Source organism: uncultured Campylobacter sp. (assembly GCF_938017775.1).
Taxonomy (GTDB): domain Bacteria; phylum Campylobacterota; class Campylobacteria; order Campylobacterales; family Campylobacteraceae; genus Campylobacter_B.
In genome coordinates this window covers 1-25,330 of record NZ_CALIIU010000002.1, presented here as the reverse complement: position 1 = coordinate 25,330, position 25,330 = coordinate 1, and the positions used below count along the sequence as shown (strand labels likewise).

25 protein-coding genes and 1 pseudogene are annotated in these 25,330 nt (G+C 44.0%); 12 read left to right on the top strand and 14 right to left on the bottom strand.

Features of this window, described 5'->3' with window-relative positions:
• Positions 1-275 (top strand): annotated as a pseudogene (locus Q0537_RS00200) (hypothetical protein); the annotation flags it as partial.
• Positions 276-512: 237 nt separating this feature from the next.
• Here the strand turns inward: Q0537_RS00200 and Q0537_RS00195 are convergent.
• The 5 genes from Q0537_RS00195 to Q0537_RS00175 form a co-directional block, all read right to left on the bottom strand.
• The gene (locus Q0537_RS00195; RefSeq protein ID WP_298052550.1) at positions 513-950 is read right to left on the bottom strand and encodes a hypothetical protein; all 438 of its coding nucleotides are present in this window, start codon (positions 948-950) and stop codon (positions 513-515) included.
• A gap of 10 nt (positions 951-960) precedes the next feature.
• Positions 961-1,296, bottom strand: a complete 336-nt coding sequence (locus tag Q0537_RS00190; RefSeq protein ID WP_298052548.1) for a type II secretion system protein — start codon at positions 1,294-1,296, stop codon at positions 961-963.
• A 21-nt stretch (positions 1,297-1,317) separates the two neighbouring features.
• Entirely contained in the window at positions 1,318-2,415 is a 1,098-nt protein-coding gene (gene prfB, locus Q0537_RS00185; RefSeq protein ID WP_298052546.1) for a peptide chain release factor 2, read from the bottom strand.
• Positions 2,416-2,474: 59 nt separating this feature from the next.
• Entirely contained in the window at positions 2,475-2,711 is a 237-nt protein-coding gene (locus tag Q0537_RS00180) for a hypothetical protein (RefSeq protein WP_298052544.1), read from the bottom strand.
• 259 nt (positions 2,712-2,970) lie between these two features.
• A complete protein-coding gene (locus Q0537_RS00175; RefSeq protein WP_291935598.1) occupies positions 2,971-3,270 on the bottom strand; it encodes a DUF883 domain-containing protein in 300 nt (99 codons plus the stop codon).
• Between the two features lie 164 nt (positions 3,271-3,434).
• On the opposite strand from Q0537_RS00175, the gene panC reads away from it, so the two are divergent.
• Genes panC through Q0537_RS00155 form a run of 4 tightly spaced genes read left to right on the top strand, consistent with a single transcriptional unit; the run spans position 3,435 to position 7,420 of the window.
• Positions 3,435-4,256 (top strand): pantoate--beta-alanine ligase, encoded by an 822-nt coding sequence (gene panC, locus Q0537_RS00170; RefSeq protein WP_298052541.1) that lies wholly within the window; start codon positions 3,435-3,437, stop codon positions 4,254-4,256.
• A 1-nt stretch (position 4,257) separates the two neighbouring features.
• A complete protein-coding gene (locus Q0537_RS00165) occupies positions 4,258-5,769 on the top strand; it encodes a MiaB/RimO family radical SAM methylthiotransferase (RefSeq protein ID WP_299223992.1) in 1,512 nt (503 codons plus the stop codon).
• Entirely contained in the window at positions 5,766-6,767 is a 1,002-nt protein-coding gene (tilS, locus tag Q0537_RS00160) for a tRNA lysidine(34) synthetase TilS (RefSeq protein ID WP_299223990.1), read from the top strand. Before Q0537_RS00165 ends, tilS begins: the two co-directional genes overlap by 4 nt.
• A complete protein-coding gene (locus tag Q0537_RS00155) occupies positions 6,764-7,420 on the top strand; it encodes a metallophosphoesterase (protein ID WP_299223988.1) in 657 nt (218 codons plus the stop codon). The genes tilS and Q0537_RS00155 overlap by 4 nt, the downstream gene beginning before the upstream one ends.
• A gap of 229 nt (positions 7,421-7,649) precedes the next feature.
• Here the strand turns inward: Q0537_RS00155 and Q0537_RS00150 are convergent, their stop codons facing one another.
• The 4 genes from Q0537_RS00150 to Q0537_RS00135 are packed head-to-tail and all read right to left on the bottom strand — an operon-like array spanning position 7,650 to position 10,620.
• Positions 7,650-8,405, bottom strand: a complete 756-nt coding sequence (locus Q0537_RS00150; RefSeq protein WP_299223986.1) for a hypothetical protein — start codon at positions 8,403-8,405, stop codon at positions 7,650-7,652.
• Positions 8,406-8,451: 46 nt separating this feature from the next.
• Entirely contained in the window at positions 8,452-9,105 is a 654-nt protein-coding gene (locus tag Q0537_RS00145; protein WP_299223984.1) for a lysophospholipid acyltransferase family protein, read from the bottom strand.
• Positions 9,086-10,381: a tRNA (N6-isopentenyl adenosine(37)-C2)-methylthiotransferase MiaB gene (gene miaB / locus Q0537_RS00140; RefSeq protein ID WP_299223982.1), complete on the bottom strand. Its 1,296-nt coding sequence runs from the start codon at positions 10,379-10,381 to the stop codon at positions 9,086-9,088. The genes Q0537_RS00145 and miaB overlap by 20 nt, the downstream gene beginning before the upstream one ends.
• Positions 10,378-10,620, bottom strand: a complete 243-nt coding sequence (locus Q0537_RS00135) for an HP0268 family nuclease (RefSeq protein WP_005870077.1) — start codon at positions 10,618-10,620, stop codon at positions 10,378-10,380. The genes miaB and Q0537_RS00135 overlap by 4 nt, the downstream gene beginning before the upstream one ends.
• 157 nt (positions 10,621-10,777) lie before the next feature.
• Between Q0537_RS00135 and nusA the strand changes: the two genes are divergently transcribed.
• Positions 10,778-11,905: a transcription termination factor NusA gene (nusA, locus tag Q0537_RS00130; protein ID WP_299223979.1), complete on the top strand. Its 1,128-nt coding sequence runs from the start codon at positions 10,778-10,780 to the stop codon at positions 11,903-11,905.
• Positions 11,906-12,206: 301 nt separating this feature from the next.
• Here the strand turns inward: nusA and Q0537_RS00125 are convergent, their stop codons facing one another.
• Entirely contained in the window at positions 12,207-12,818 is a 612-nt protein-coding gene (locus Q0537_RS00125) for a YiiX/YebB-like N1pC/P60 family cysteine hydrolase (RefSeq protein WP_299223976.1), read from the bottom strand.
• Positions 12,800-13,183 (bottom strand): DUF4878 domain-containing protein, encoded by a 384-nt coding sequence (locus tag Q0537_RS00120; protein ID WP_177388300.1) that lies wholly within the window; start codon positions 13,181-13,183, stop codon positions 12,800-12,802. The genes Q0537_RS00125 and Q0537_RS00120 overlap by 19 nt, the downstream gene beginning before the upstream one ends.
• Before the next feature lie 472 nt (positions 13,184-13,655).
• Between Q0537_RS00120 and Q0537_RS00115 the strand changes: the two genes are divergently transcribed.
• The 6 genes from Q0537_RS00115 to Q0537_RS00090 all read left to right on the top strand — a co-directional run bounded on the left by Q0537_RS00115 (position 13,656) and on the right by Q0537_RS00090 (position 18,790).
• Positions 13,656-14,078, top strand: coding sequence for an EamA family transporter (locus Q0537_RS00115; protein WP_299223972.1), 423 nt, complete (start codon positions 13,656-13,658; stop codon positions 14,076-14,078).
• Positions 14,079-14,222: 144 nt separating this feature from the next.
• The gene (locus Q0537_RS00110; protein WP_299223969.1) at positions 14,223-15,731 is read left to right on the top strand and encodes a hypothetical protein; all 1,509 of its coding nucleotides are present in this window, start codon (positions 14,223-14,225) and stop codon (positions 15,729-15,731) included.
• A complete protein-coding gene (csm2, locus tag Q0537_RS00105) occupies positions 15,728-16,138 on the top strand; it encodes a type III-A CRISPR-associated protein Csm2 (RefSeq protein WP_299223966.1) in 411 nt (136 codons plus the stop codon). Before Q0537_RS00110 ends, csm2 begins: the two co-directional genes overlap by 4 nt.
• A gap of 9 nt (positions 16,139-16,147) precedes the next feature.
• Positions 16,148-16,792, top strand: a complete 645-nt coding sequence (csm3, locus tag Q0537_RS00100) for a type III-A CRISPR-associated RAMP protein Csm3 (protein ID WP_299223963.1) — start codon at positions 16,148-16,150, stop codon at positions 16,790-16,792.
• Positions 16,789-17,694, top strand: a complete 906-nt coding sequence (locus Q0537_RS00095; RefSeq protein ID WP_299223960.1) for a hypothetical protein — start codon at positions 16,789-16,791, stop codon at positions 17,692-17,694. Before csm3 ends, Q0537_RS00095 begins: the two co-directional genes overlap by 4 nt.
• Positions 17,672-18,790, top strand: coding sequence for a hypothetical protein (locus Q0537_RS00090; protein WP_299223958.1), 1,119 nt, complete (start codon positions 17,672-17,674; stop codon positions 18,788-18,790). The genes Q0537_RS00095 and Q0537_RS00090 overlap by 23 nt, the downstream gene beginning before the upstream one ends.
• On the opposite strand, the gene Q0537_RS00085 is transcribed toward Q0537_RS00090, so the two are convergent.
• The 3 genes from Q0537_RS00085 to Q0537_RS00075 all read right to left on the bottom strand — a co-directional run bounded on the left by Q0537_RS00085 (position 18,717) and on the right by Q0537_RS00075 (position 24,735).
• Complete coding sequence (locus Q0537_RS00085; RefSeq protein WP_299223955.1) at positions 18,717-22,142, bottom strand: PBECR2 nuclease fold domain-containing protein; 3,426 nt, start codon at positions 22,140-22,142, stop codon at positions 18,717-18,719. The two genes, Q0537_RS00090 and Q0537_RS00085, sit on opposite strands and share 74 nt — an antisense overlap.
• Before the next feature lie 759 nt (positions 22,143-22,901).
• The gene (locus Q0537_RS00080; protein WP_299223953.1) at positions 22,902-23,633 is read right to left on the bottom strand and encodes a hypothetical protein; all 732 of its coding nucleotides are present in this window, start codon (positions 23,631-23,633) and stop codon (positions 22,902-22,904) included.
• A 130-nt stretch (positions 23,634-23,763) separates the two neighbouring features.
• Positions 23,764-24,735: a hypothetical protein gene (locus tag Q0537_RS00075; protein ID WP_299223950.1), complete on the bottom strand. Its 972-nt coding sequence runs from the start codon at positions 24,733-24,735 to the stop codon at positions 23,764-23,766.
• Between the last annotated feature and the right edge of the window lie 595 nt (positions 24,736-25,330).

Here is a 25,330-nt window from a genome sequence, read left to right as displayed (position 1 = left end):
CCTTTTTTATAGGAAATTTTAAAGGAAAAAGAGGATTGCTATATATGTTTATGGCGGCAGTGTTGCTATGCTTGGTTTTCATGACGATTGATCTTGTAGTTGCTCGTTGGTTTTTGAGCTTTGCTTTGTTTCAATTTGTAGGCAATATATTAGTAAAATTTATCTTTTGTCTTGTTTTGGGAAAGAGCGGCGATAGGAGATTTTCGCTTTTACCCGCATTAAGAGTTTATCGGCTTATTTGCTTGCTCCAGATATTATTTAATACCAATATTTAGAAATTCTATATATTTTGAATTGAAAGAATATTTCTTAACTAGACATAATATAAATATCAACGATGTAGATAAAATTTATCTCTAGCTATAAGTGACACAAAATTTTATCAAAATGTATGATGCAGAATTTTTAATGCAACAAATTCCATCCCGTGATACGGCGGAATGGAATTTGAAAGCAACTAATTCGTAGCGAGTAAATCTAAAATAGAATTTTAAAATTTAAATCCCAAAGACTTAGCCGTTGTAGCCTAAGCGGCGCATATTTGCGCACGCATCCTTGTAGCCGTAATAGCACGAGATGCGGTATAGGTCAATGGCGTTGAATTTATTCTGCTCCACGCCCTCGCCTTTTTCAAACATCGCTGCGAGCTTCTGGCAAGCAGGGAAGTTTTGGGAGAGCGTGCACGCAGCGTTGTAGGCATTGGCGGCGGAAGCATAGTCGTGCTTGGAATACATAGAATCTGCGAAATTTAAGCACATTGCGCCATTGCCGTTTTTGCACGCATCACTTTGTACGACGCCGCCTTGTAGGTTCATCGCACGGATACCGTCTTGAATGTCGGCAAAGGAATATTTGCCGCTCTTTGGCGCATCGACTGCGCTCTTTGGCGCGTTGCTAACGCAGCCTGCCAAAAACACCCCGACGGCGATCAAAGCTAGAATTTTTTTCATATTTTGCTCCTTAATTTTTTGAAATTTGGCGACCCAAAACGTAATAGGTCTCTTTGCCCGCGACCTTTTGTAGCTTGAGCTTAAATTTTTCCGACCAAGCGCTGATGATCTGCTCCACAGCGGTCTTACGCTCTTCATTCGTAGCGTCATTTTTGATCTTAAAATACGGGTTTGAATTCGACATCGCCACGTGCGCACCGTAAATTTTAAGCTTATCATTCAGCCCTACAATGCGATCAAGCTCGTTATCCTCAAAATCGCACTTCGATAAAATTCCTCGCAGCTGTGCGACCGTCGCGTCGTTTACGCTATATCCTAGCGCTAGCAAAATTCCATCTTCACTCATTCTCATCCTTTCGAAAAAAATTTATTTGTTCGCTTGTGAAATCAAAACGCCTTCGATTATGCTTTTTATATCGCCGTCTAAGATCGCGTCGGTCTGGCTATACGCCTCGCCGCTGCGGTTGTCCTTGACCTGCTGATACGGGAAAAGTACGTAGGAACGGATCTGATGCCCCCAGCCTATCTCGCTTTTAGGCACGTTTTCGTCCTTTTCGCGCTGTTTCATCAGCTCAAGCTCGTAAAGGCGCGACTTTAGCACCTTCATCGCCGTTTCTTTGTTTTTGTGCTGGCTTCTATCATTTTGGCAGTTTACTACGATACCCGTTGGGATGTGCGTGATACGCACGGCGCTTTCAGTTTTATTGATATGCTGCCCGCCTGCGCCGCTTGCGCGAAACACATCGACACGAATATCCTTCTCTTCGATATTTATCTCGATATCATCATTTAGCTCGGGGCTTACCATCACGCTCGAAAAGCTCGTATGTCTGCGCCCTGCACTATCGAATGGGCTTACGCGCACCAGGCGATGGATACCGTTTTCGGCTTTCAGATATCCGTAGGCGTTCTCGCCGCGCACGATGAAGCTAACGTCCTTAAGACCCGCTTCCTCGCCCTCTTGAAAGTCCAAAACCTCGATCTTAAAGCCCTCTCGCTCGCAAAAGCGCAGATACATGCGGTATAACATACTCGCCCAGTCATTGCTCTCCGTACCGCCCGCGCCCGGATGAATGCTGACAATAGCGTTTTTATCGTCGTTTTCGCCGCTAAGCATCATAGAAATTTCTAAATTTATGATCTTGTCCTCTAGCTCGTCCGCTTCGGCAAAAAGCGAGTTTATCGTCTCTTCGTCGTTTTCCGAGTTTGCCAGCTCATATAGAGCTTTTGCGTCGTCTACGGCATTCTTGGCGTTTAGAAATTTATTTAAGATATTTGAAATTTTAGTTTTTTCCTTGCCGATGGCGCCTGCTTTTGCGACGTCCTGCCAGAGATTTTGATCGTTTTCAAGCTCCTCGATCTCTTTTAGGCGCGCTTTAATATTCTCCGGTTTTACGACGCCAGCGATATTTTCGACTTTAGTATTTAGGGTTTTTAAAAGTTCCGTGTATTCGTAATTATCCAAAATTTAAGACCTTTTTTATGCTTTTGGCGTGATTATAACATATTTTGGATTAAGGTTGTTTATAAAATTTTATTTAAGGCGGGCATTATGAAGCATTTGTCTATTAGGGATATCAAAACCTGCTTGATATTTCCGCGATTAATTAGTTTAAGCTCCGTCGAGAGATCGGGCAAAGGGTCGTTCAGTAGCAGTTTTAGCTTTGCTTCTTCTAGCTTCAACTTTTTACAATCGGCTTTTTTGTCTTCAAGCATAGACACCACTAGTCTTAGCTTTTCTTTTGTCATTTTGCTTTGCACGAAAGTACCTTATACACGATAATGGAACATAAAAAAGCTGCGATAGAGCAGGCGAAATACGCCCAAATTTCTCCGATAGTTTTTTCAAGAAGCGCGTGCAGCCCTAGCAAAAAGAATACCAAGCCTATAATGCAAATTACGCCCGTAATTATATTTAGTAAAACCGAATTGGCGCTCTTTAAAAAAGAGCGCCTGATATCGCTAGCTTGAGCGTCTACGAGCTCTACTACCGAAACTATAAATTCAGATATGCCAGCCATTATTTTTTCAGCAGCCAGGCGAGCAAAAATCCGACGCCCGCAGCGATAGCGACGCTTTTTATCGGGTCTTGTTTTATCGTGTCATTTACGCTTTCTATGCCGTCTTTGCCTTTGAGCCTTAGATCATCTATATATTTTTTGATCTCATTGCTATTTAGCTGATCTAGAATTTTATCTTTAGCAGACTCCGCACGCTCTGCGCCTATGTTTTTGATAGACTTCATAATCTCTTTAAAATCCGCTTTTAAAGAGTCGATATCTTTTTTCAAAGAATCTAAATTTGTCTCTTGAGTAGCCATTTTCGCTCCTTTTGAAGTTTATTTTAGAGCTAAAGCTCGTGGTAGATTTTAGTACTTATTGATTAACGCTCGCTAAATAGACCGCCCTTTTGCGCTTAATTTATACCTTTAATATTTTTTGATATAATTGCCAGCCTAATATTTTATATTGAAAAGAGAGAACAATGCAGATCATTAGAAGTGTAGAGGAGCTAAAAAGCTTCAGGGCATCAGCAAGCGGCAGCGTGGGCTTCGTACCTACGATGGGAGCTTTGCACGCGGGGCATGCGAGTCTCATAAAAAGAGCACGGAACGAAAACGACATCGTAATCGTCTCCGCATTCCTCAATCCGGCGCAGTTTTTGCCCGGCGAGGATCTAAATAGCTACCCAAAAAACGAAGCGGGCGATATTAAAATTTGCGAAAGCCTCGATGTGAACGCGCTTTTTATCCCGATCGCGGATGAAATTTACAGCACAGAGGAGCCAGCGATCATAGCGCCTAAGCCGATAAGTGAAATTTTAGAAGGTAAAACGCGCCCCGGGCACTTCGACGGCGTACTTAAAGTGCTAAATAAGCTTTTTAATCTAACTCGTCCTAGCAACGTTTATATGGGTAAAAAGGACACCCAGCAGCTTTTCATCGTACAGAAGATGGTAAAGAGCTTTTTTATGCCTATAAGTATCATCCCTTGTGAGATCGTGCGCGAAAGCGATGGACTCGCGCTTAGCTCGCGCAATGCCTATTTGGACGAGGAGGGAAAGCTTATGGCGCTTAAGCTTTCACGATCCTTGCTAAATGCCAGCTCGCTTATTAAAAAAGGCGAGATCAGCCTAAATATAATCCGCGAAAAGATGCTTAGCGTGCTTGAGCCGCTGGCAGTCGATTACATAGCGTTCGTGGATTATAAATTTAATGAAATTTCGCAGATTAAGCAAGGCGATACGATAATCCTGCTTGCCGCAAAGGTCGGCACAACCCGTCTGATCGATAATATCTGGCTGTAAAATGGCAAAACTCCATCTCGTTTCTCTAGGCTGCAATAAGAATTTAGTCGACTCCGAGATCATGCTCGGGCGCCTGCAAAACTACGAGCTCACGGATGAGCCTACTAGCGCGGACGTGATGATCGTAAATACCTGCGGCTTCATAGCAAGCGCCAAACAGGAGAGTATCCGCACGATTTTGAAGCTTAGCGAGCAGAAAAAAAGCGGCGCGCTGCTGGTCGTCACGGGCTGTCTGATGCAGCGCTACAAGGATGAGCTCATGCGCGAGCTGCCCGAGGTCGATATTTTCAGCGGCGTCGGCGACTACGACAAGATCGACGAAATGATCTTAAAAAAGCAAAATTTATTCAGCCCGCAAACCTATCTGCAAAGTCCCGCGCTTACCTCTTCACGCGTGATAACGGGCTCAAACTACCACGCTTACGTTAAAATTTCGGAAGGCTGTAATCAAAAGTGCTCTTTCTGCGCTATTCCGAGCTTTAAAGGTCGCCTAAAAAGCCGCAGTATCGAGGACATCGAAGCGGAGGTACGCAGTTTGGTAGCGCGCGGATTTTACGATTTTAGCTTTATAGCGCAGGATTCTAGCAGCTACGGTCGCGATCTAAGACGCGGCAAAAAAGGCGGATCAAATTTTAAAGACTACCGCGATGAGTTAAATTTTGCAGGCTTTCGCGACGGGCAGAATTCCGATGACTCAAACGGCGGCGCGGCAGATAAAATTTCCGCTCAAGGCAGGCTCACCCGCGGCAAGGGCTCTAGCGAGGAGAACGCGAGCGATGAAATAGCTGATGAGTGGGGCGCTGACCTAGTCGCGCTGATAAAACGCATCGAAAAAATAAAGGGCGTCAAGGTCGCGCGCGTGCTGTATTTATACCCTACCAGCACCGACGAGCGACTCATCCGCACAATCGTGGGCTCACCCGTTTTCGCAAACTACTTCGACATGCCGATTCAGCACATAAACGACAAAATGCTAAGCCTGATGAAGCGCGGCGCGAGCGCGGCACGGATCAAAGAGCTTTTAAGCTTAATGCGTGCAGCGCCTAATTCATTTCTGCGCACGGGCGTCATCGTCGGACACCCAGGCGAGACTGACGCGGAATTTGACGAGCTTTGCGACTTTTTGCAGGAGTTTAAATTTGATAGAATTTCAGCTTTTGCTTACAGCAAGGAGGAGGATACGGCGAGCTTTGCGATGCCGCAGATCCCTGCGCGGACAATTAGCCGCCGCTTAAATAAGATCGAGAAAATCACGCGCGAGGCGATAGATAATAGCATGCGCGCGCTCGTAGGCAAAAAGATGCCCCTAATAATCGAAGGCGCCAGCAGCGAGGGCGAGTTTTTTTACGGCGCCAAGCCTCTTGCATGGGACAAGGACATCGACGGCGAAATTTTAATCAACGAAAGCTACGTGCAAAATCTAAAAGTAGGCGGTCTATACGAGTGCGAAATCACGGAATTTGCGGGCGATAGACTGCTTGCGCGAGTGCTAAAAAGCTCGCAAGGACAATGAAAAACTCGCCCGAAATTCCAAGCAAAATTCTAGCCTTGCTGCGGGCTGGCAAAAATCTGCTTGCATTTTCGCACGGCGTCGATAGTACGGCGCTTTTTTACCTTCTGGACGAGGCGGGCGTGAAATTTGACCTTGCGATCGTGGACTATAACATCCGCGCGCAGAGCAAGGACGAAATCGCCTCGGCGCGAGATCTGGCGGCTAAATTTAACAAACAAATCTATGTAAAAAGCGTGCGTCTTGGCGAGTCGAATTTCGAGCACGAGGCGCGCGCAGCCAGATATGATTTTTTCGCCGAGATTTGCCGCGAGCGCGGATATGAAAATTTGATCTTGGCGCATCAGTTTGACGATAAATTCGAGTGGTTTTTGATGCAGCTTGGCTGCGGCGCGGGGCTTAGCGAGCTGCTAGGTATACAGGAGATCGAAGCCCGCGAGGACTACGTGATCGCTCGTCCGCTTTTGGGCGTGCGAAAGTGCGAGCTGGAGCGGTTTTTGCGTGAGCGAAACCTAAAATACTTCACCGACGAGACGAATTTAACGGACCGGTTTAAACGCGGATTTATTCGCGCGAAATTTAGCGAGCCGTTTTTAAACGAATACTTTAGCGGCGCGAAAAAGAGCTTTGAGTTTTTGGCGGCCGACGCGTTAAGCTTAACTCCCGAAATTTCCAATCCCGCACCTAAAATTTACCTCATAAAACGCGGTGCAAACGAGATTCGTGGCGTGGACCAGGCGTGCAAGAGACTGGGGCTCGTACTAAGCTCGGCGCAGCGAAACGAATGCGCGCGCTGTATAGAAAATGGCACGGGCTGCGTGCTAGGCGGCAGGGTAGCCGTCGGCGCGGGCGTAAAATTTATCTTTGTAACACCATATATCAAAGCGACGATGGACAAGAAATTTAAAGAAGCGTGCAGACGGCTCGCCATCCCGCCGATAAACCGCGGATTTTTGTTTGCTTCGGGCGTGGATCTTGCGCTATTTGAGGAGCTTTTATGAGCGTTTATTTTACCTCCGATCTACACTTCGGCCACGAGCTGGTACTTAAAAAATATCCAAATTTTAGAAAAGGCGCGAACGTAGCCGAGATGGATGAAAATCTCATCGCCGCTTGGAATGCGCTCGTAACGCCCGAGGATCTTGTCTATAATCTCGGCGACATCTCCTTTCACAAGGATTTTGCGCACACTTGCGAGTTACTTCGCAGACTAAACGGGCGACATTTTTTGGTGCTCGGTAACCACGATGGGCGCATCGCTGCGATGAAAAACGAGCTATTAAGCCAGCGCAAGGCGGACGGTAATTTTATATTTGAGCAGATCGTGGGATATGCCTTTGTGCGCCTATCGCATAAGAGAGCGGCTCTATCTCACTACCCGATGATCGAGTGGGCAAACTGCCATTATGGCGCGCTGATGCTCTATGGTCACCTGCACGCAGATATCGCTGAGGTTTCGGGCAGAGCGCTAAACGTAGGTTTTGATCTGCACGGCAAAATTTTAAGTGAGGACGAGGTGTGGTCGTATCTGAAAGATATCCCGCCCAAAGCGCATCACGCAAGCGAGCTAGAAGGCATTAGCGATAGCGACGACGTGGAACAAAGGCGGGTTTTGATAGAAAATTTTTTACGCAAAATTAATCGGGATTCGTGAAAAAGATAAAATTCACGGCGCAAGACGGATCTTTGCGGCAAATGAGCTTAAATTTAAAAGCGAGCCGTTAAATACGGATGATTTTATCTAGTCAAAATTCCATTATGCAACGCGAGATAAATTTAACAAAACGTAGCCGCGAACGAGCAACCAAATCGTATCGAGCAAGTGCAATACTGCAAAGATAAAATTTTAAAATTCTGCCTAGGTGCGGAGCAAAAAATTTGATCTAGCGGGCTTCCAGCATCGCGATTTTGTTGATGTAATCGGCGAAATTTAGATTTATCAAATTTGTTTTGATGAAGATGCGCGTGAAAATCACATAACCAATCTCGTTGCTAAGCGTGCCGTCTGAGTAGATGAAAACGTTGGTGAGAAACTCGCTATTTTCGGATTTGTAGAAGGTCTCGATCTGAAAATTTAAAAGCTCGTAAAAAAGCTCGTCCGCGTCGTTCATCGCCGCCTGCATCTCCTCGTCGATACGCATTATATCGGCGTAGAGCACGCGCTCTTGATTGGCGACGACAAAACACGCGCGGTTATTAAATTTCAGTGCGAACATCGCCATGTTTTCAAAATCGCTTTGATTTTTTAGCAAGAAGTATAAAATTTTAAATAAACTAGCGCGCGAGCTAAATTCTATTCCAAAAGTCTCATTCGCCGCCTGTGCACTTGCGCGAGGAAATTCCACGATGAAGCTATCATCGACTTTTTGATAAATGCTATTTTCTTTAATCATATAATCCTCGTTAAAATACACTCTTTGATTTTCGTCGTCTATCAGCACGCAAGAGATTAAATTTTTATCACTCAGATCCGCAAAGCCCGCCAGCGAGGTAGCCAGATCGTTTTCTTGTGCTATAGGAAAGCGATCGGATTTCTCATCCAAAATTCTTTTACCAAAGCCCAATTTTCTATAAAAAAACTCGCATGCGTCGGCACTTTTAGCGACGCCGAGGAATGATTTTGCTTTAAATAGTGCCATTTTTTCTCCTAAAATTGCAATTATATCGAAACACTATTATTTCAAACTAAAATTTAATGTCCTGCTCAGCGCTTGCAAAAAGCAGTTGCCTGATCGCCTCTCTGCCCGCATCGAGGCTAAGCCCTGTTAAATTTAACGGCGCGCTGAGGCTGTAATTTATACGCGAAAAGGGCTTTGGCAAGACCATCTCGTCCCAGCTACGAAATTTCCAAAAACTGTTCGCTTCGTAATTTAGCGCGTAAATGCCTAAGTTCAATCGCTGCGCAAGGATCACGGCTCCGTCGGCGACGCTGTGAAGGGGGCCGCGCGGACCGTCGGGAGTGATGATGACGTCGGTACCGTTTTTTATCTCTTTGATCGCGCCCATAAGCGCGCGTGCACCGCCCTTGAAGCTACTGCCGCGGATCGCGCCGATACCGAAATGCGAGATCACGCGCGTGATTATCTCGCCGTCTTTGTGATCCGAGATGATGACCTTGGCGCGCCTTTTGCTGCCGAAATCCCGCAACCACCAGCGTCTATAGGCAAAGCTCATCATCGCTAATCTTCCGTGCCAAAACACGACGACGCAGGGCTTTTCGGGCAACTTCGTAGAGGTAAATTTAACCCTGCATGTTAAAAAAATGCACCAAATCAGGATAAAAATGAGATATTCGGCGACTCGGAAAAACAGCCGCTTTTTAAGCGATAACTTGTCCATAAAGCGCCATTCTGGCGGTCTTTTCGACACGTACTCTGCGCGTCTTGCCTAACAGCTCCTCATCGCCTTGCGCGCAGATTAGAAAATTTGAAAAGCTTCTGCCGCACGCAGTGCCGCCCTCTCGCAGCTCCTCGAAATACACGTCGAAAATTTTATCTTTTTGCGCTCCTGCGATCTCGTCTAAAATTTTAGCATGAGCGCTTTGTAGCCTGCTTAGCCTTTCGCTTGAAATTTCATCATCCAGCGGCTTTAAATTTGCTGCCGGCGTGAGCGGTCGCGGGCTAAATTTAAAGGAAAAAACCTGCTCGAATCTCACCGCTTCTAACACCTCCATCGTCTCGGCAAAATCCCCCTCGCTCTCGCTCGGATAGCCCACAATGATGTCGGTGCTGATCGCCACGCCCGGGCAGCTTTGGCGCAGTTTAAGCGCGCGGTCTAGATACCACTGCTTGGTATATCCGCGCTTCATATCGCGTAAAACCTTGCTGGAGCCGCTTTGCAGCGGCATATGCATCGATTTGCAAATTTTAGGATTATTGCAAAAAACGTCCAAAAATTTATCGTCCATATGCAGCGGATGCGGGCTAGTAAAGCGGATGCGCTCGATGCCCTCTATCTCGCTAAGGCGCACGAGCAGGTCGCTGAAGTCGATTTTTTCGTGCGCGTTAGAAAAGCGCTTGCCATAATTATTGACGTTTTGTCCGAGCAAAAATATCTCTTTGGCGCCGCGAGCTGCGGATCTTTCGGCTTCGCGCAAGATGATTTGAGCGGGGATCGAAATTTCATCGCCTCTAGTCTGCGGCACGATGCAGTAGGAGCACTTTTTGTCGCAGCCGATCATTATGTTTATGAAGGATTTATATGGCGAGCTCGCAAAATCGCCGAAGGCAAACTCGCTCTCGTCGTAGTTTATGTCCGTGCTGATAAATTTTGGCGTACGTACGGCTTGCGAAATTTTAGATACGTTTCTGGCGCCGAGTACGAAATCCACGAATGGTGCGCGCTTAAAAATTTCTCCGCCCAGATGGCTTGCGGTGCAGCCGCAAACGCCGATTTTAGAGCCCTTTTTTCGCGCTTTATCAAAAGCTCCGATTTCGCTAAAAAGCTTATGCACGGGCTTTTCGCGCACTGAGCAGGTGTTTATTAAGATCAGATCCGCAATATTTACGTCGTCGGTGATCTCGTAATCTTGCTCTTTTAGCTGCGCGATAATATGCTCGCTATCGCGCACGTTCATCGCGCAACCTAGGGTCTGGATGAAGAGGAGTTTGCTCAAAGGATATGCACCTCGTACATATACTCGTTTTCGTTCAGCCCGTATCGCACTATGCGCTGATACACGCTAAAACCCTTAGTGTCGAAAAAATCCACCAAAGCGGCTAAATCTTTTTGAGAATTTTCTCTATCCAGATAAAATATTTTTTGTCCGCTCTTTTCTACTTGGGCTTGCAAATCCTCGATCTTAACGCTTTTTGGCTTAGAGGCAAGCTCCGTTCTGGCAAGTTTTAGCTGCATGATCTATCCTTTCATTTATGTTTTAAACCCGCGAGTTTAGCGAAATTTAGATAATAATTCGTTTAAATAAAAATAAAGTCAAAATTCCATATAATACCGCACTTCAAAATTTAAAATCCAAATTTAGTAGCACGAAATCAAATCTTAAGGAAAATTTATGGAAAAAATCACCGACATCATCGAGTCGATTGCAAACGAAAAGGGGCTTGAGCCCGCGGACGTTAAAGAGCGCGTCAAAACGGCGTTCATCCAGACCGCAAAAAGACTTTTCGGCGAGGAGTATCTCTACGACAGCGAAGTCGATCCGCAGACTAAACGCGTTAAGCTCTACCAAAAGGTCCACGTCGTCGCGGATGATGATGAGCGGCTCGGCGATCACAACTTCATCGCGCTAAGCGAAGCCAAAAAAATAGGCGAAAACGCGGAGATCGGTGATGAGCTAAGCTACGAAATAAATATCGAAAACCTCGGCCGCACGGCTTCCGGCGTACTGGCCAGAGAGCTAAATTTTCACATCCAAAGGCTGCTTGAAGAGAAAATTTTTGAAAACTATAAAAGTAAGGTAGGCACTCTTACCCACGGCACGGTCACCAAGATCGATCACGACGGCACGACCTACGTAGAGATCGAGGATACGAAGGCTTTCATGCCTCTTAAAAACCGCATCAAGGGCGAAAATTTCAAAGTGGGCGACGTGCTGCAAGCCGTCATCAAAAACGTAGCCATCGACAAATCCCACGGTATCAGACTAGAACTTTCGCGCACCAGCCCGAAATTCCTAGAAGCCCTGCTCGCCGCCGAAGTCCCAGAGATCAAAGACGGCAGCGTCATCATCCAGGCTTGCGCGAGGATTCCGGGCAGGCGAGCCAAGATCGCGCTTAGCGCCGTCTCGCCAAACGTCGATCCAGTGGGCGCTACAGTCGGCAAAGGAGGCGCTCGCATCGACGCGGTGAGTAGATTTTTAAGCAAAAATTTGCAAGACGGAAGCGGCGGCGAGAGCATCGACGCGTTTGAATACTCCGCAAGTCCCGAAATTTTGATCACTCGTGCGATGGCGCCCGCGATCGTAAACTCGGTCAAAATAGCGCAGGACGGCAAGGCGATCGTCTATGTAAACCCCGATCAAAAAAGTAAAGCGATCGGCAAAAACGGCCTAAATATCCGCCTAGCTTCGATGCTGTGCAGCTGCGAGATCGAGCTTATCGAAACCGGTTTGGCAAGCGAGAAAAAGGTCTCCACGGAGGAAGGCCTTAAAAATCTCGAAGCGCTTTTCGGCGAGCTATAGAGACGAAGCGCACTTCGCTTTTTAAAATTTTGCAAGTTACGCGCTCTATAAAATTCCACGTCTACCAAATTTTGCAAATTTAGTAATTAATAGAATTTTGTAATTTAATACTCGACGAAATTCTATATTACGTAGAATTTTACGCCGTTTCGGAATTTTAAAATTTAGCGTAAAGGCGAAATTTGACCGAAATTTTACGGCGCAGAATTCTAAGCTTAAATTTTATTCATGCGCGGATTTGAATTGATGCTATATTTAAATTTACACAGCGCGCAAAATTCCAGCCCAAGCTAGGTCGTGCCTACCGCTCGTATAAAATTTCAACGCCGCCGTAGTGCCAAAATGCCTTCGGCGCGAGGTATTCGCCGCCCAGGACGGCTAAGCTTAGCTTAAAATACTGCGGCGAGAATTCTGTGATTTTAGAGATTTCCTGCTCAAGTAGCGTCGTGCAGTATAGGTTCGCTTCGCCGCGAGGTCTTAGCGCAAAGCCCTCGCCGACGCGCTTAAGTAAAGAGGCGGCTAGGCGCGCCTTTTGTCCCTCGTTTAAAAATTTCATCCGCGCCGCGCCGAAGTCTCGTGCATGCGCCAAAAACTCCCGCATCGAAACGGCCGCGACGCCCTCTCGCTCGCCCTCGCCCGTTACGGCGTGCACTACCAAAAGCGGGCGCTCGCGCACGATCATGCCTACGTGCGAGTATTTAAAATTCGTTGCAGTTGCGATTATGCGGCTGTCGGTGACGTCTCCTAGGCGAAAGACGAGATCGCCCGTGCGTAGATTTGATAAAATTTCATCCGGTACTCGCAGCGGCTCTCTGGCGACAGGCGCGCGCGTGAGCGTCCAAAGCTCGCCGAGCCCGCCTAGAGCGAAGATCAGGCAGACGAGAAGCTTTTTGGCTAAAGCGCAACCTTCCATTTGCCGTCTTTTTTGACGAGTTTAACGCTCTCGGTGCGGTTTGTGCCGTTTTTAAAAGACACGGTGACCTTCACGAGCGCCGATTTCTCGTCGCTATTTTGCAGCTCGCCCGAGACGCCCTTTAGCCCATCGCGCTTGGAGGCCTCCTCCTTGCCGGCACCTGCCATTTGCATCAGTTTGCCGTTTATCATCTGCATAGAGCCGTCGTCTGATCTGTCCTTATCGGGTATGTCTATAGCATCCACCAAAGTCTTAGAATCGCCCTCGTATAGGGCTCTGATGAAGTCCTCGGCTACGCCTTTCGGGTCGCTGCCGCAGCCCGCTAAAACGAATATCGCGATGAGCGCGAGTAGAAATTTTTTCATAAGCTCTCCTCGTAGAAATCTTGGAATTTTATATATGAGCAGTAAATATTTTTTAAATTTGAACCTGCCCGCTCCGATAAATTTTTATCGCACTGAAGTTTTCAGAAAATCTATTTTACGGCGCTTTTGCCGTATTAGAATAGAATTTTCGCATTCGCGAAAAATATTACTCGCTCGAATAAAATTTTATCTCGCTAAAGCGAAATTTTGCCCAACTATCTGCACGCTGTGTTTTGCGACACTAGGGATCGCATTCAGTTAAAACTCGCCCCAGTCGCATCAAAATCGCATCTTAGTCTAATGAAACCGGAATTTAAGCCCCGTTTTGCAGTGAAATTTTAAAATTTTGATTGTCGCCTTTGCCGTGTCGATCGCTTGCGATTTTGCTTTTTATCGCGACGCCCACAAAATTATAAGCAAATTTTACCCAAATAGGGCTATAATCTAACAATTTATTTCACAGAGGAAGACCATGGAAACTTGGGTGGCTTGGGCGCTCGCGTCGGCGATGTTTGCGGCGCTGACCGCGATATTTGCTAAAATCGGGCTTGAGGGGATCAACTCCCACTTCGCAACTTTTATTCGCACGATCATCATCGCCCTGTGTCTCGCCGTGTTCCTGCGCTACGCTAAAGCCTGGCAGCCGCTATCGAGCCTGAACCCTCGCAACTGGGTATTTTTGATACTAAGTGGGCTGGCGACGGGTGCATCGTGGCTAGCGTATTTCAAAGCCCTACAAATCGGCAAAGCCTATCAAGTAGCACCGATCGATAAACTAAGCGTAGTACTCGTTGTAATCATCGCCGTGATATTTTTAGGCGAGCGCCCGAGTCTTCGCGAATGGCTCGCGCTAGCACTCATCGGTAGCGGCGTGATGATTCTGGCGTTTAAATAATAAAAATTTTCATTTGTAATATTTATGGATTTATGCAACAAGGCAAAACCAAAAAATAAAATTTAATTCCAGATTTATTTTTTAATGGTTGCTTAATTATAAAAACATTAAAATTATAAAAATTTGTTTTAAAAAGGGGTATCTTTGAGCAATTTTAGCGATTTCTTTAATAGCGAATTTAAAGAGCTTGAGCAAAGCTTTCGGATTACCGATATAGACGATATCTTAAATGATGAAATGTATCTTATAGCCGGAGATTTCTACGGTATTCAAAAATTTATTTTTGAAAATATCAATACTAAAAATGCGGCTAAAATTCTGCGTGCTAAATCCGCTTACGTTCAGCTCTTCACCAAAGCGATTGCTAAATTTATATGCTTCAAATTGAGAATAAGCGAAAGTAAAATTCTAAGCATAAGCGCGGGAAAATTTGAAATTTTAATACCGAAGCAAAATTTCACCCAAGATACATTTAGCGATATCAAACGCAACGTGGATAAATTTTTTATCGATAAATTTAGTGCTATTGCAGGTATGAGTTTAGTGGTACTTAATTGTAAAAAAAGCGATTTTAGTGATAAGGATAGTTACAGGGCGTTTAGAGAGCGAGTAAGCGATGCTTTCGAGCTAGAAAAACTTAATAAATTCGATCTTTTAAATCAAAGCGCAATCGTGCTAAATCATGCCGATATAATAGCAATAGAAAGCGGCTTTGAGAGGCTTGGGGCCAAGCTTGCAGATACAAAAACTTCAAAAATTTCTCTCGACGAGCTAGGAATCGATTTAGAAGGCTTTAATTGCGAGCTAGAACTAGATGAGCGTATAAAATCTTATGTATTTAAAAAAGATGGGCAAACGGCAAGTTTTAACGAACTAGCGCAACTTGCATGCAATAAAATGCACGAGGATGGGCCTTTGGGATTAAAAGCTATAGCGGTGCTGAAAGCCGATGTCGATGGAATGGGAGATTTCATCAAAAATAGTAATGTTACTAATAGTTTTGATAGCTTTGATATGTTTTCTAAGGGGCTTGATAGCTTTTTTAGCATTCACATTCCGCGCTTAATAAAACAAAATTTTCCACATACCTATATAGTATTTTCAGGCGGAGACGATTTACTATTAGTAGGGGCTTGGGATACGGTGCTAGATATTGCTAGATTTATAGATGATGAGTTTAAGAAATTTATTAGCGACAAAACACTTAGCCTAAGTATGGGGATTTGCATTGCAAAACCTTCCGTGCCTATTAAATACCTAGCCGAACTGAGCGAAAACCAGCTTGAGCTTGCCAAGGAATTTAAAGATGAAAAAGGGATAAAAAAGGACGCTATTACTCTATTTGGACAAACGGCTAGATGGAGCGAGTATAAAACGATGTATGCGCTCATAACAAATATGCTTGAAAGCATAGAGGAGCTAAATACAGCATTTTTATATCATCTGCTAGAGCTTTGCGATATGGCAAAAAGCGCTAAAGCTAATGACGCAAGATCCAATATCTGGGCTTCGAAGCTGAATTATTTAATAGTAAGAAATTTATCCAAAGACTCGCAATGGCTAATACAAAAGCTGCAAAATGTACTAGAAAAAAGTCCCGAACAGGTAAAAATGGCACTATGTGAATTTATTTATAAAAGGAGAGCAAGATGAACTACGCCCATAACGGCCAACAACGCAAAAGCTACGACGATTCCAAAGCTGATAAGTCTGGAATTTTATATGAAAAGATCACGTTAGATTATATCAAAGACGGCGAACTTTTTAATGAAACTGCAAAGAAAACGGCGAATAGTATTAAAATTAGTCAATCGCAAATCAGAAGATTTTACGACTACGTGCTGGATTTATGCGAAAAAGCAAAAACTAAAAATTCCGCCGAAATTTTGCCATTTGTGAAGATGCTAAATTCCAAAGTAGCCTATGCTTCAAGCAGAAAGAATGTAAGTAAAAACTTTGTAGAATTTATAAAAGACTGTGTTTCGCAGGTAGATAGCGTAGAAAAGCTCGAGGTGTTTAAACTGTTTTTTGAAGCAGTTTTAGGATTTAGTAAAAAATAAGGAAAAAAGATGAAAATTTACTCTTTAAAAGGCGATATTAGGCTTTTAAGTGGGCTTCACATAGGCGGTGGCGATGACGTTATGAAAATCGGCGGCATAGATAATCAAGTTATAAAAGACGCCAATTCCGGCAGACCCTATATACCAGCTAGCTCACTCAAAGGTAAAATTAGAAGCCTGCTCGAATGGGACTTGGGATTGGTAGGACTAGATCAAGATAAAAAAGGTGCGCCATTTTCTTATAAAAATATGGAAAGAGCCCAAGATAGAAAATCCGCAGAAATTCTATTAAAGTTATTTGGGGACAGCGATGTCAAAGAAAATAAATTTGGCATCACTAGAATTAGTTTTAGCGACTGCCGAATAAGCCCCGAGAGTGAAGATAAAATTTTAAGCGAAGCAAAATATGAAAACATAATCGACCGACAAAAAGGTACCGCCGAACATCCGCGTCAAAGCGAGCGAGTACCTGAAGGAATTAAATTTTGCTACGATTTTAAAATCAAAGTATTAGAAGGCGATGATATCGATGATTTTAAAAAGCTTATCAAGCGCGGTTTAAATTTATTGGAAAATGATTATTTGGGTGGTAGTGGTTCTCGCGGATACGGAAGAGTGGAATTTAGCAATAAAGACGAATGGGTCGAAAAATGAAGCTCCTTAAAACCACGATTACGCCCACGTCGTCTTTTGCAACCTTGCTAAAAGGCGATACCTTATGGGGGCAAATTTGTTGGGCAATAAGATATAGATACGGCGAAGCAAGATTGGAAGACCTTCTTGTAAACTATGATAAAGATCCATTTTTGATAGCCTCTGACGGATTTTTATCAGGTTTTTTGCCAAAGCCTTGCTTGCCGCTTAGCGTTTTTGGAAAAAATATCGATAAGAAAGCTATAAGAAAAAAGATTTGGCTCAAAGCGGACGATTTTGCCGAAGGCAAATTTCAAAACGCCCTAGCGGGCGATGAAATAGAGTCAAAAATCAAACAAAATGCCACAATGAAGAATTCTATTAACTACGCTACTTTTACTACCGATACCGATGAATTCGCTCCGTTTGCACTAATCGAGACCGCATTGCCGCCACTTGATATATATTTTTTAATCGATGAAAATGCTTTTAGCCAAGAGGAATTAAAAGCCGTCATGCATGATATAGGAGAATGCGGCTACGGAAAAAAGGCAAGTATTGGCAAAGGGCGATTTAAGATCAATAAATTTGAAAATTTAAATACGCCTGCAAGTAAAATCTTTATGGCGCTCAGCCCTTTTGTTTTACAAGGATCCGATTTGGCTATCAAGAAGTGCTTTTACGAGCCATTTACTAGGTTCGGAAAGCATGGTGGAGATCTGGCTTTATCGTCAGATGTGACTAAAAAACCCGTATTAATGGCACAAACGTCAGCCCTAATAGCACTAGAAGACGAAAGCAATATACAATTTATCGGTAAAAGCATTCGCGGTGCTTCAACCCACAAAAAAAGCGTGCAACAAGGATACGCTATTTTAATGCCTACGAAATGGAGCGGAAATGAGCTTTGTAAAACACTATAAATTAAAAATCAAAATTCTAAGCCCCGTGCATATCGGAAGCGGTGAAATTTATGAACCGACCGGATATGTAATAGAAAAAATCTTACAACCGAGCGGAAAAGAGATAGATGCACTTTACGAATTTGACACAATGGTCCTATATGAAATTCTATCCGAAACGGATAAGGAAAAATTCCGTGATCTAGTGGAAACGTCCGATGAAAATGGGCTTATTAAAATGCAAAATTTTATATTCGCGCATAAAAAGCAAGGAAGACAAGTAGCCTATAAAATCGTAAAAGTAAGCCCGAATGCCGCGCAAGAATATTACGATAAAATTGGCAAGGTAGTTCAAAAAGAAAGTGGCAAAAATAACGTAATAAATCAACTTGAAATTTATAAATGCGCATCGAATAAAAATCAAAAAAGGGATTCGGCGATCCTAACCGGCAGTAGTTTAAAAGGAGCGATTTCTACAGCATACCAAGAGCTATTAGTAAAAAAAGGAGTAAAGTACCATGATGTGCGCGATCTTTTACTAAGTCCGAGCGACGGAAATCCATTTAAAAATCTACTTATTAGCGATAGCGGTGGTTTGGCAAGTAAAATTTATTCCACCGCAAACGTCAAACGAGAGCTTAAAAATGATGATATAAAATACAATGATTCGCTAAGTACCCGCTTAGAAGCTATAGTCTCAAACGTGACATGCGAAATTCCTTTAAGCATTAAGCAAAATTCCACGGAAGAACCCCTAGATATTAATCGCCTAATCAAAGCTTGCAACGATCACTATGAGCCGATATTTCGCTCTTTATTTAATGACGACGGAGTGCTCGAATGCTTGAGTGAAAAATTTTATAAAAGCTACAAGGATTTTGGTAGAAGCAATTTGGCGCCAAATCAATTCTTACTTCGCGTAGGTAGACATAGCGGCGCACGCGCCGTAACGATAGAGGGCGAAAGAGAAATTAGCATAAAGCAAGGCGTCGGTAAAAATCCTATCATAAAAGAAGCCGAAACTACGACATGGCTTGCAAAGGTTAAAGACCAAATAAAAGCGGGGTGCGTGCCGTTTGGCTGGCTACTATGTGAGGTAAATGAGATAAAAAACTAATCTTTTTTATCTCCCCCATAGCCGAACGCTCATCTTTAGTGTAATCCCTCCAAAGCTCAATTTTACCATTAGGCTTTTCTACTACGCGCACGCCGCCTTTATTGTAAGCCTGATCCATAGACTTTGCAATCTGCGGGTTTTTAGATAGAAACTTATCCATCGCCTCCCTATCTTTAAACTCTTTAAATGCAAAGCCTCTGCTGTGAATTTCATCTACCTTTTTACCGCTTGAAAACACTGAGTTGATGCGATCTTTTAGATGCTTTTCATAGGAGCGAGCAAGATATTGTCCCGCTAGCGCGTCTCTGCTAGCCTTATCTAAAACGCCTAAATCCACTAGCTTAGCACTCATATCATCGATCTGACGTCTTAGCGCGTCTGCTAGTGGCTTTAGCTCAGGCTTAATGGCATTTCCTTCGCCCACCATATATTCATGCATAGCTACGCGGTCTGCGTCGTCTAAGCCGCTAAGCGCGGATTGTAGATTTTCCATTTTAGCGCTATATGCGCTTTTGGCGCTAAATAGCTCATCGTTGCGAAGCAGATAGCTAGCGCCTTTGGTTTCGCTTAGTGTGCGCCTTGCAAAGCGAGCTGCATTAATAGCGCCATTTTTTAAATTCTGCGCTAAGCTTTGAGAGCCAGATAAAATTTCATAAGCGATATTTTTAAACTCTTTATTGATATGCTCGCTTGCCATTTGCCTTGCGTAGCTTAGCCCTATATCCTTGCCGCTTAAATCCTTTAGCTCTGAAGCGGAGTTTGCGCCTACGGCTTTAAGATAAGAGCGCATATTGCTTAAGATGCTAGGCTTATCTTTTGCCGCAGCTTCTATATCCTGCGCTATCTCACCTACCTTAGCGCCTCCTTTTAGCTTTGAAACTAAAGAGGGTGCATTTACTAACCCAAGCCCGCCCAACGCTCCGATAAAAGCGCCTCTTGCTCTATTTTTATCATCTAGCGCTGCACCTGTGGCTGCTCCAGCTCCAGCGCTTGCGATATTAGCAGGGATTGCACTAGAGCTAAAACCTTTAATCATATTCTCGCCGTTTTGTGGTATAATATCTGTAGCGGTGTCTAGCCCTTGATTTCTCATCGCTTGTGGGGTGCCCAGGCTAGAGAGTGTGTCCCCACCCCAAACTATATTGCCTTTTCTTATTAGATTTTTTAAATCGGTGTTTTTTAGCGGCGTCGCGGTTACGCCTAAAAATTCTCCTCTGTCGTTTTCTATCACGCTTAAGAATTTTAAAGTTTTATCGCGATCGTCGATAAAGGTTTTAAAAAATCTATATCGTTCGCCATCTTTTGCGATGAATAATGGATTTTCTAACGTAGGTTTGATTAAATTTACATATTCGAGCCTACGCTCGCTGCCTGCTTTATCCGCCAAATGGTTTAACATCTTATCAATCGCAATTTTTGCCTCAAATATCGGAGTTTTAATAGGAGCCTGAAAGTCGCGGACGAGCGAAAGCACATCGGCTTTAGGTTCTAGTCTTAGCGCCAAATCTCCGCGCTCCGCTATATTACGGACTACTGCAGCGGGGTCTATGCCTCCTCCTGCGGAATTCTTAAACTCCGCGGGGGCATTAAGGTTTTTATCAGAGGAAAGAGATATAATTTCATCATTGGCGGGGGTTGTAGTAATGTGGGTTGTGGACCCCACCCCTCCGTCAAATATATCAGAGGTTGAAGTAATTGCGGAGTTTGTCCCACTTCCTTCGATATATTTATCATTGCTGTAAAGGCTGCTATTTGGGTTTAATCCCTTTTTGGCGGCTTCATCGCTTCCATTTAAGGTTGAGGTAATAGTCTGGGTTGTCGGACTTCCTTTTTTGGCAGCGATGACGGCTTTAGGATTGGTAATTGCTAAGATCTGATCTAAATACGCGTTATTATTAGCAGGGTTTGTAGCTCTTAAAATCTCATCTAAAAACGGATTAGGCGCTTGTGCTGCTGCTTCCGCCTTATCTGCTCCTTTTGCTGCTTCGCTCATCTTTTTTGGAGCAATCCCGGCTGCTTCCTCAAGCTCTGAGCGAATGGCCTTTATCACGTTTTCGTCAAGTCCGAAAAGATTAGGATTATTTAAAATTCCCTCTGCGACAGAATTTTGTGGTATAATAGTGTTATCGGTCGGCGAAAAATGCTCCTTGCCGGTATTCATTTGCGCCCCGAGCACTTGTTGCTTATGTTGAGAGTTGGACGCCTCAGCCGCCGCCGTTTCAAATATCTTTTTATCCGCGTTACTAATACGCTTGTCTTTATTTAAGTGAATAACTCCACCGCTATCTCTACCGATAGCCATATCACTCATCCGCTCACCGTCTCTGCTAGCTAGATATGCCGCAGACGGGTTTCGTAAACTATCACCTGCATAGTCGTGCGTGCTAATAAGTCCTTTTATCGTGCGGTAAACATCACCTTTATTTTTAAACATTTCTGGGTGTAGGTTATATAAGTATTGCAGGCTTGCGCGAATTTGAGAGCTAGGAAGTTTAAGCTCACCAGCTAAGTCGTTTTCTATATCCACAAAAGCGTTATATGGATATTTTTGCGCTCCGTCTCGCATAGTAAAGCCCTCGCCTGCGGTTTGTCCTGCGGGGGTCGCACTTTGAATATCTTGCGCCGCTTTTGCGGGTGTGGGTTTTAGCTCCTGCGCGGCTACCCTTGCTTCCTCTAGGTTTCGCATCCCTTTAGCTAAAATCGGAGCGCGGCTAAGTCCGCCTAAAATAGCGTTTGCCCCACCCCAAATAGTGCTTTCAAGCCCCGCTTGCTTTAGATCGGGCTTAGGCTGTCCGTAAGCTCTAGCCCCTCCGGTAAATCCTCCCATTATCGCGCCGTTTGCCGCAGATCCCACGGCATTGCCGATGCGAGTAGCTACCTTTTCGCTAGCGCCTAATGCTTTTGCTAAGCGGGCGGCCTTTGCGCTATGCCCTAGCATCGCAGGAGCTAGTGCAGTAGCATCTGCTATCTCGCCTGCTGCTTGCCAACCTTTCATATCGTTATCGCCGAAGTTTTCAATTTTATTTATCGCTGAGCTTGCTAAATTTGAGTTCTCGCGAAAGAAATCCCTAACCCTGTCCGCTCCGTAAAAATCTGCGGTATCTGCTAAAACGTTATTAATGCCTCTAGCTAGCTTTTGATTGGCTGCAGCTTGACCCGTTACGAAGTTTTTTAATCCTCGTCCTATTATGCGGGTAGTGCCTGCGCCTCCCGTTTGTCCTACTGCCTCCGCGCTTTGAGAAAAGGTTTGCCCTAGCTCGTCTGCGGTATCTTTTAAGCTCTTGCCTGCATTATCAAAGCCCAAAGCGTCCGCTCCTGCGCCTAATGCACGAAGTCCTAGCTCGCCAGCCATACAATTCAAAATTCCTGCGGCTTAAGATTAGACACAATAATTCCAACTCCCATGGAATTCCATTTTAAATTTAATAACGCCGCGTTCTTGTGCTATGTTATAATTTGGTAGCACCTCCAGTCTAACGCAGTAGAGTATTTTTTATAAGCGAGGTGATAACGAAAGCTATAGATAGGTGTTAAGCGCTACAAATCGGCAAAGCCTATCAGGCAATGCCAATTTATAAGCTGAGTGTATGACACCTTTCGATATCGAAAGCTTACCTGAAATTTTATCATAATGTGCTGCAGACACTATTTTGTGAAATATACTACCGCTATCTTCAATAATCTAATTCTGCATAAGCCATAAATTTTGCAAATAGCTTACGATAATCGACATGGACATGATACCACTGGCTCTTAAGCAAAATTTTATTGATAAATTTTCAATAAATAGTCCTTTAGTAGGATTAAAATCAGGTGCAAAATAAGATTAGCTATATATCTAATGATGATACTGGCGTAAAATTTAAACTTATCTCTTTTTGTTGCTGGAGCTTGAAAGCCCGTAGATGTGATTGCCATAACGTTCTCCTTTTGAAAGTTATGGCAATTTTCGCGCAAGTGCGGGTGCGTAATCTACCCATAAAACGCACTCTTTGGTATTTTTAGGTTAAATTTGAAGGATTTTTGATAGGTTTAGGTATAATTGCATAGTTTGCTAGCCAAGATCTGTTCGAGACTAGCTATTGGTGCGGGGTATAGCCTCGCACCTGAATTATCTTTCCGCCTCTCTTAGCTTTTTCATTCTATCGCTTATATCTACGTATAGCTTGGCTCTTTCGTTTTGCCCTAGCGTCTCATTTTGTTCGATTTGATCCATCAGGCGTTTTAGCCCACTCCAATCGTCTTTAACTTTAGAAATTTCTCTTTGCCACTCATTGATAGAAGCATTTTTGAGATTTTGTGGTATAATACCTGTAGAGTTGGCAGAAGCAGCGTTTCTGCCGTCAAAGCTATCAACGGGTGCTTTGCTGATAGCTTTCTCTTTGCTATCGTCAAATGCAGTTACAATCCATTTGTTATCCCCAATCTTTACGCCATTTTCATTCCAGCCTTGATTTAGCCCGATTACATATCTGCCGCTTTTTACATTATATCCGTTATGTGTTTTCTCCAGCTCGCCGTTTTTAATGACGTCGTCTAAAATTTGGGCCGTAATTTCAGGGTGTTTTTTCTCTATCTTGGCTAAGCCGTATCCATCCCAGCCTCCTTTAGCATTTTTCTTTACCTCGCCCCATATTAGGTCGATGTCGCCTAAATCAGCCCTATGAAACGCCCCTGCTACCTGTCCGTTGCGCTCGGTAAGCAGCTTTTTCATCGCTCCTTGTCCATCGTGATAAAACTCCGCATAATTCGTGCCGAATTGCTTAATCGGGGTTATATCGTTGGCTTGTTCCAAAATTTTTCTATGCACATCTAGACGCCCCATAAAAGCATCGTTTTTCAAGAAAGCATCCATCTCTTTTTGGTTTAAAATTTGCTCTGTCTATTTTAAAAACCGAAGCCCCGTCTGTTTCTCATCATAGCCTGCCATTTCCCCCGCATATTTTAAGCGCGGCAATATAAGCTCTGGGTCTTTAACGCCCACGGGGGGGCGCGTATGCTTCGTGTAAGATTTTATATGCCTCATCTTTACGAGGGCTTGTGCTCCACTTTGCGCTTTTCTCGAAAAACATCTCATTTAATATTTTAGATTTCTCGGGGGCTTTTATGTTTTTTGCGCCTTGAGTGGTTGCTCTCTCATTCGTGGACTCCTCTTTAAGCCTCTGTCTAATCCCCGCTTTTTGATTTTCTATTATGGCTAGGCGCTCCTTGTCGTCTTTAGCATTTATTATCGCCTTTCTTAGCTCGGCAGGGGATAGCTCCTTTACTTTTTGGGAGTTTTGGGATATAATAGGTTCATTAGCGACCGACCCCGCATTATCTGCGGCAGCCATTGTCCGACCAGTATCGGAGTGTCGGTTGAGGCGCGCCGACCGGTCGCTGTTTTCTAACCCTGTATTTCCTAAAATTTTTTTCTGCCTATTGCTGAGTTGCTCTAGTCTTCTACTTTTATCGTTTTTGGTCGTATGCACTATTTGCCCATCAGATTTTCGCACCGCTATCTCGCCCACCTTATCGCTATCTAAATCCTTTAAGATAAGGGCATTGTCTTTGTTGTTGTTGGCAAAAAAGCGCGTAGGATTGTTTTTGATCTCCTTGATTACCCTAAAGACATCTGCTTCGCTCCTAAACATTTCGGGGTGTTTTACCGCGAGGCTTTTTAAATTTGCAGCCCATTCGTCGGTTAGAATTCCGCTTAAATCATTGATCCACTGCTCGGGTTTAAATGTCTGCTGCGCGTATTGATAAGGCTTACCGCCATCCTTAATCGTAAAACCCTCGCCGCTTATGATCGCTTTATTCAATACGGGGCCGGGCTTCTTTTCTCTAGCGGCTAATATGTCCTCTATCGTGGGTCTTTTTGCGTTCATCTCCTCTTTGATCTGCTTTTTAGCCATCTCGACTAAATCTATCTTTTCTTGCGTGGTTAGGCTTGGATCTATCAACGCCTTTTTTAATTCCTCGGGGCTAAATTTAGCCCTTACGGCGTCATCCTCTTGGGTTTTTATAATTTGCCTAATCTCGGGGATTACCTCTTTTGTGAATTTACTTAACCCCTCTTTGGTCGCGCTATCTAAACCCTCCGTCGGTATCGCTTCGATATTTTTTATCGCGCCCTCTAAATCGCCCGCGTTTTAAGCATAGTTCGATTCTGCCTCTAACCACCACTTAATCTATTTTATCTTTTAATCACTCTTTTTGTTTCTCTTTGTTGTTATGATGATACTTGCCTTAAATTCTGGTTATTTTTATGTTTATTCTGAGTGTAATCGTTCTAAAAAATAGTCTTAATTAAGCGTTAAAGACAAACGCGTAAAACTCATGGAATACAGGCAGAGACTGCAAAGTGAAATTTATGCAGTGCATGCAGCAAACTGCGCAGAATAATAAAATTTGTACTACATTCGTTTGCTCGCGCGAACTTGTTTAAATTTTACCCCCGAAGTAACCTATAAATTTAAAGCCAAATAAATCAAACACGAAATAAAATAAAATCAAAGCCGAAAAAAGTACAAAAGAAAATTTCAAAGTCTGCAAAAT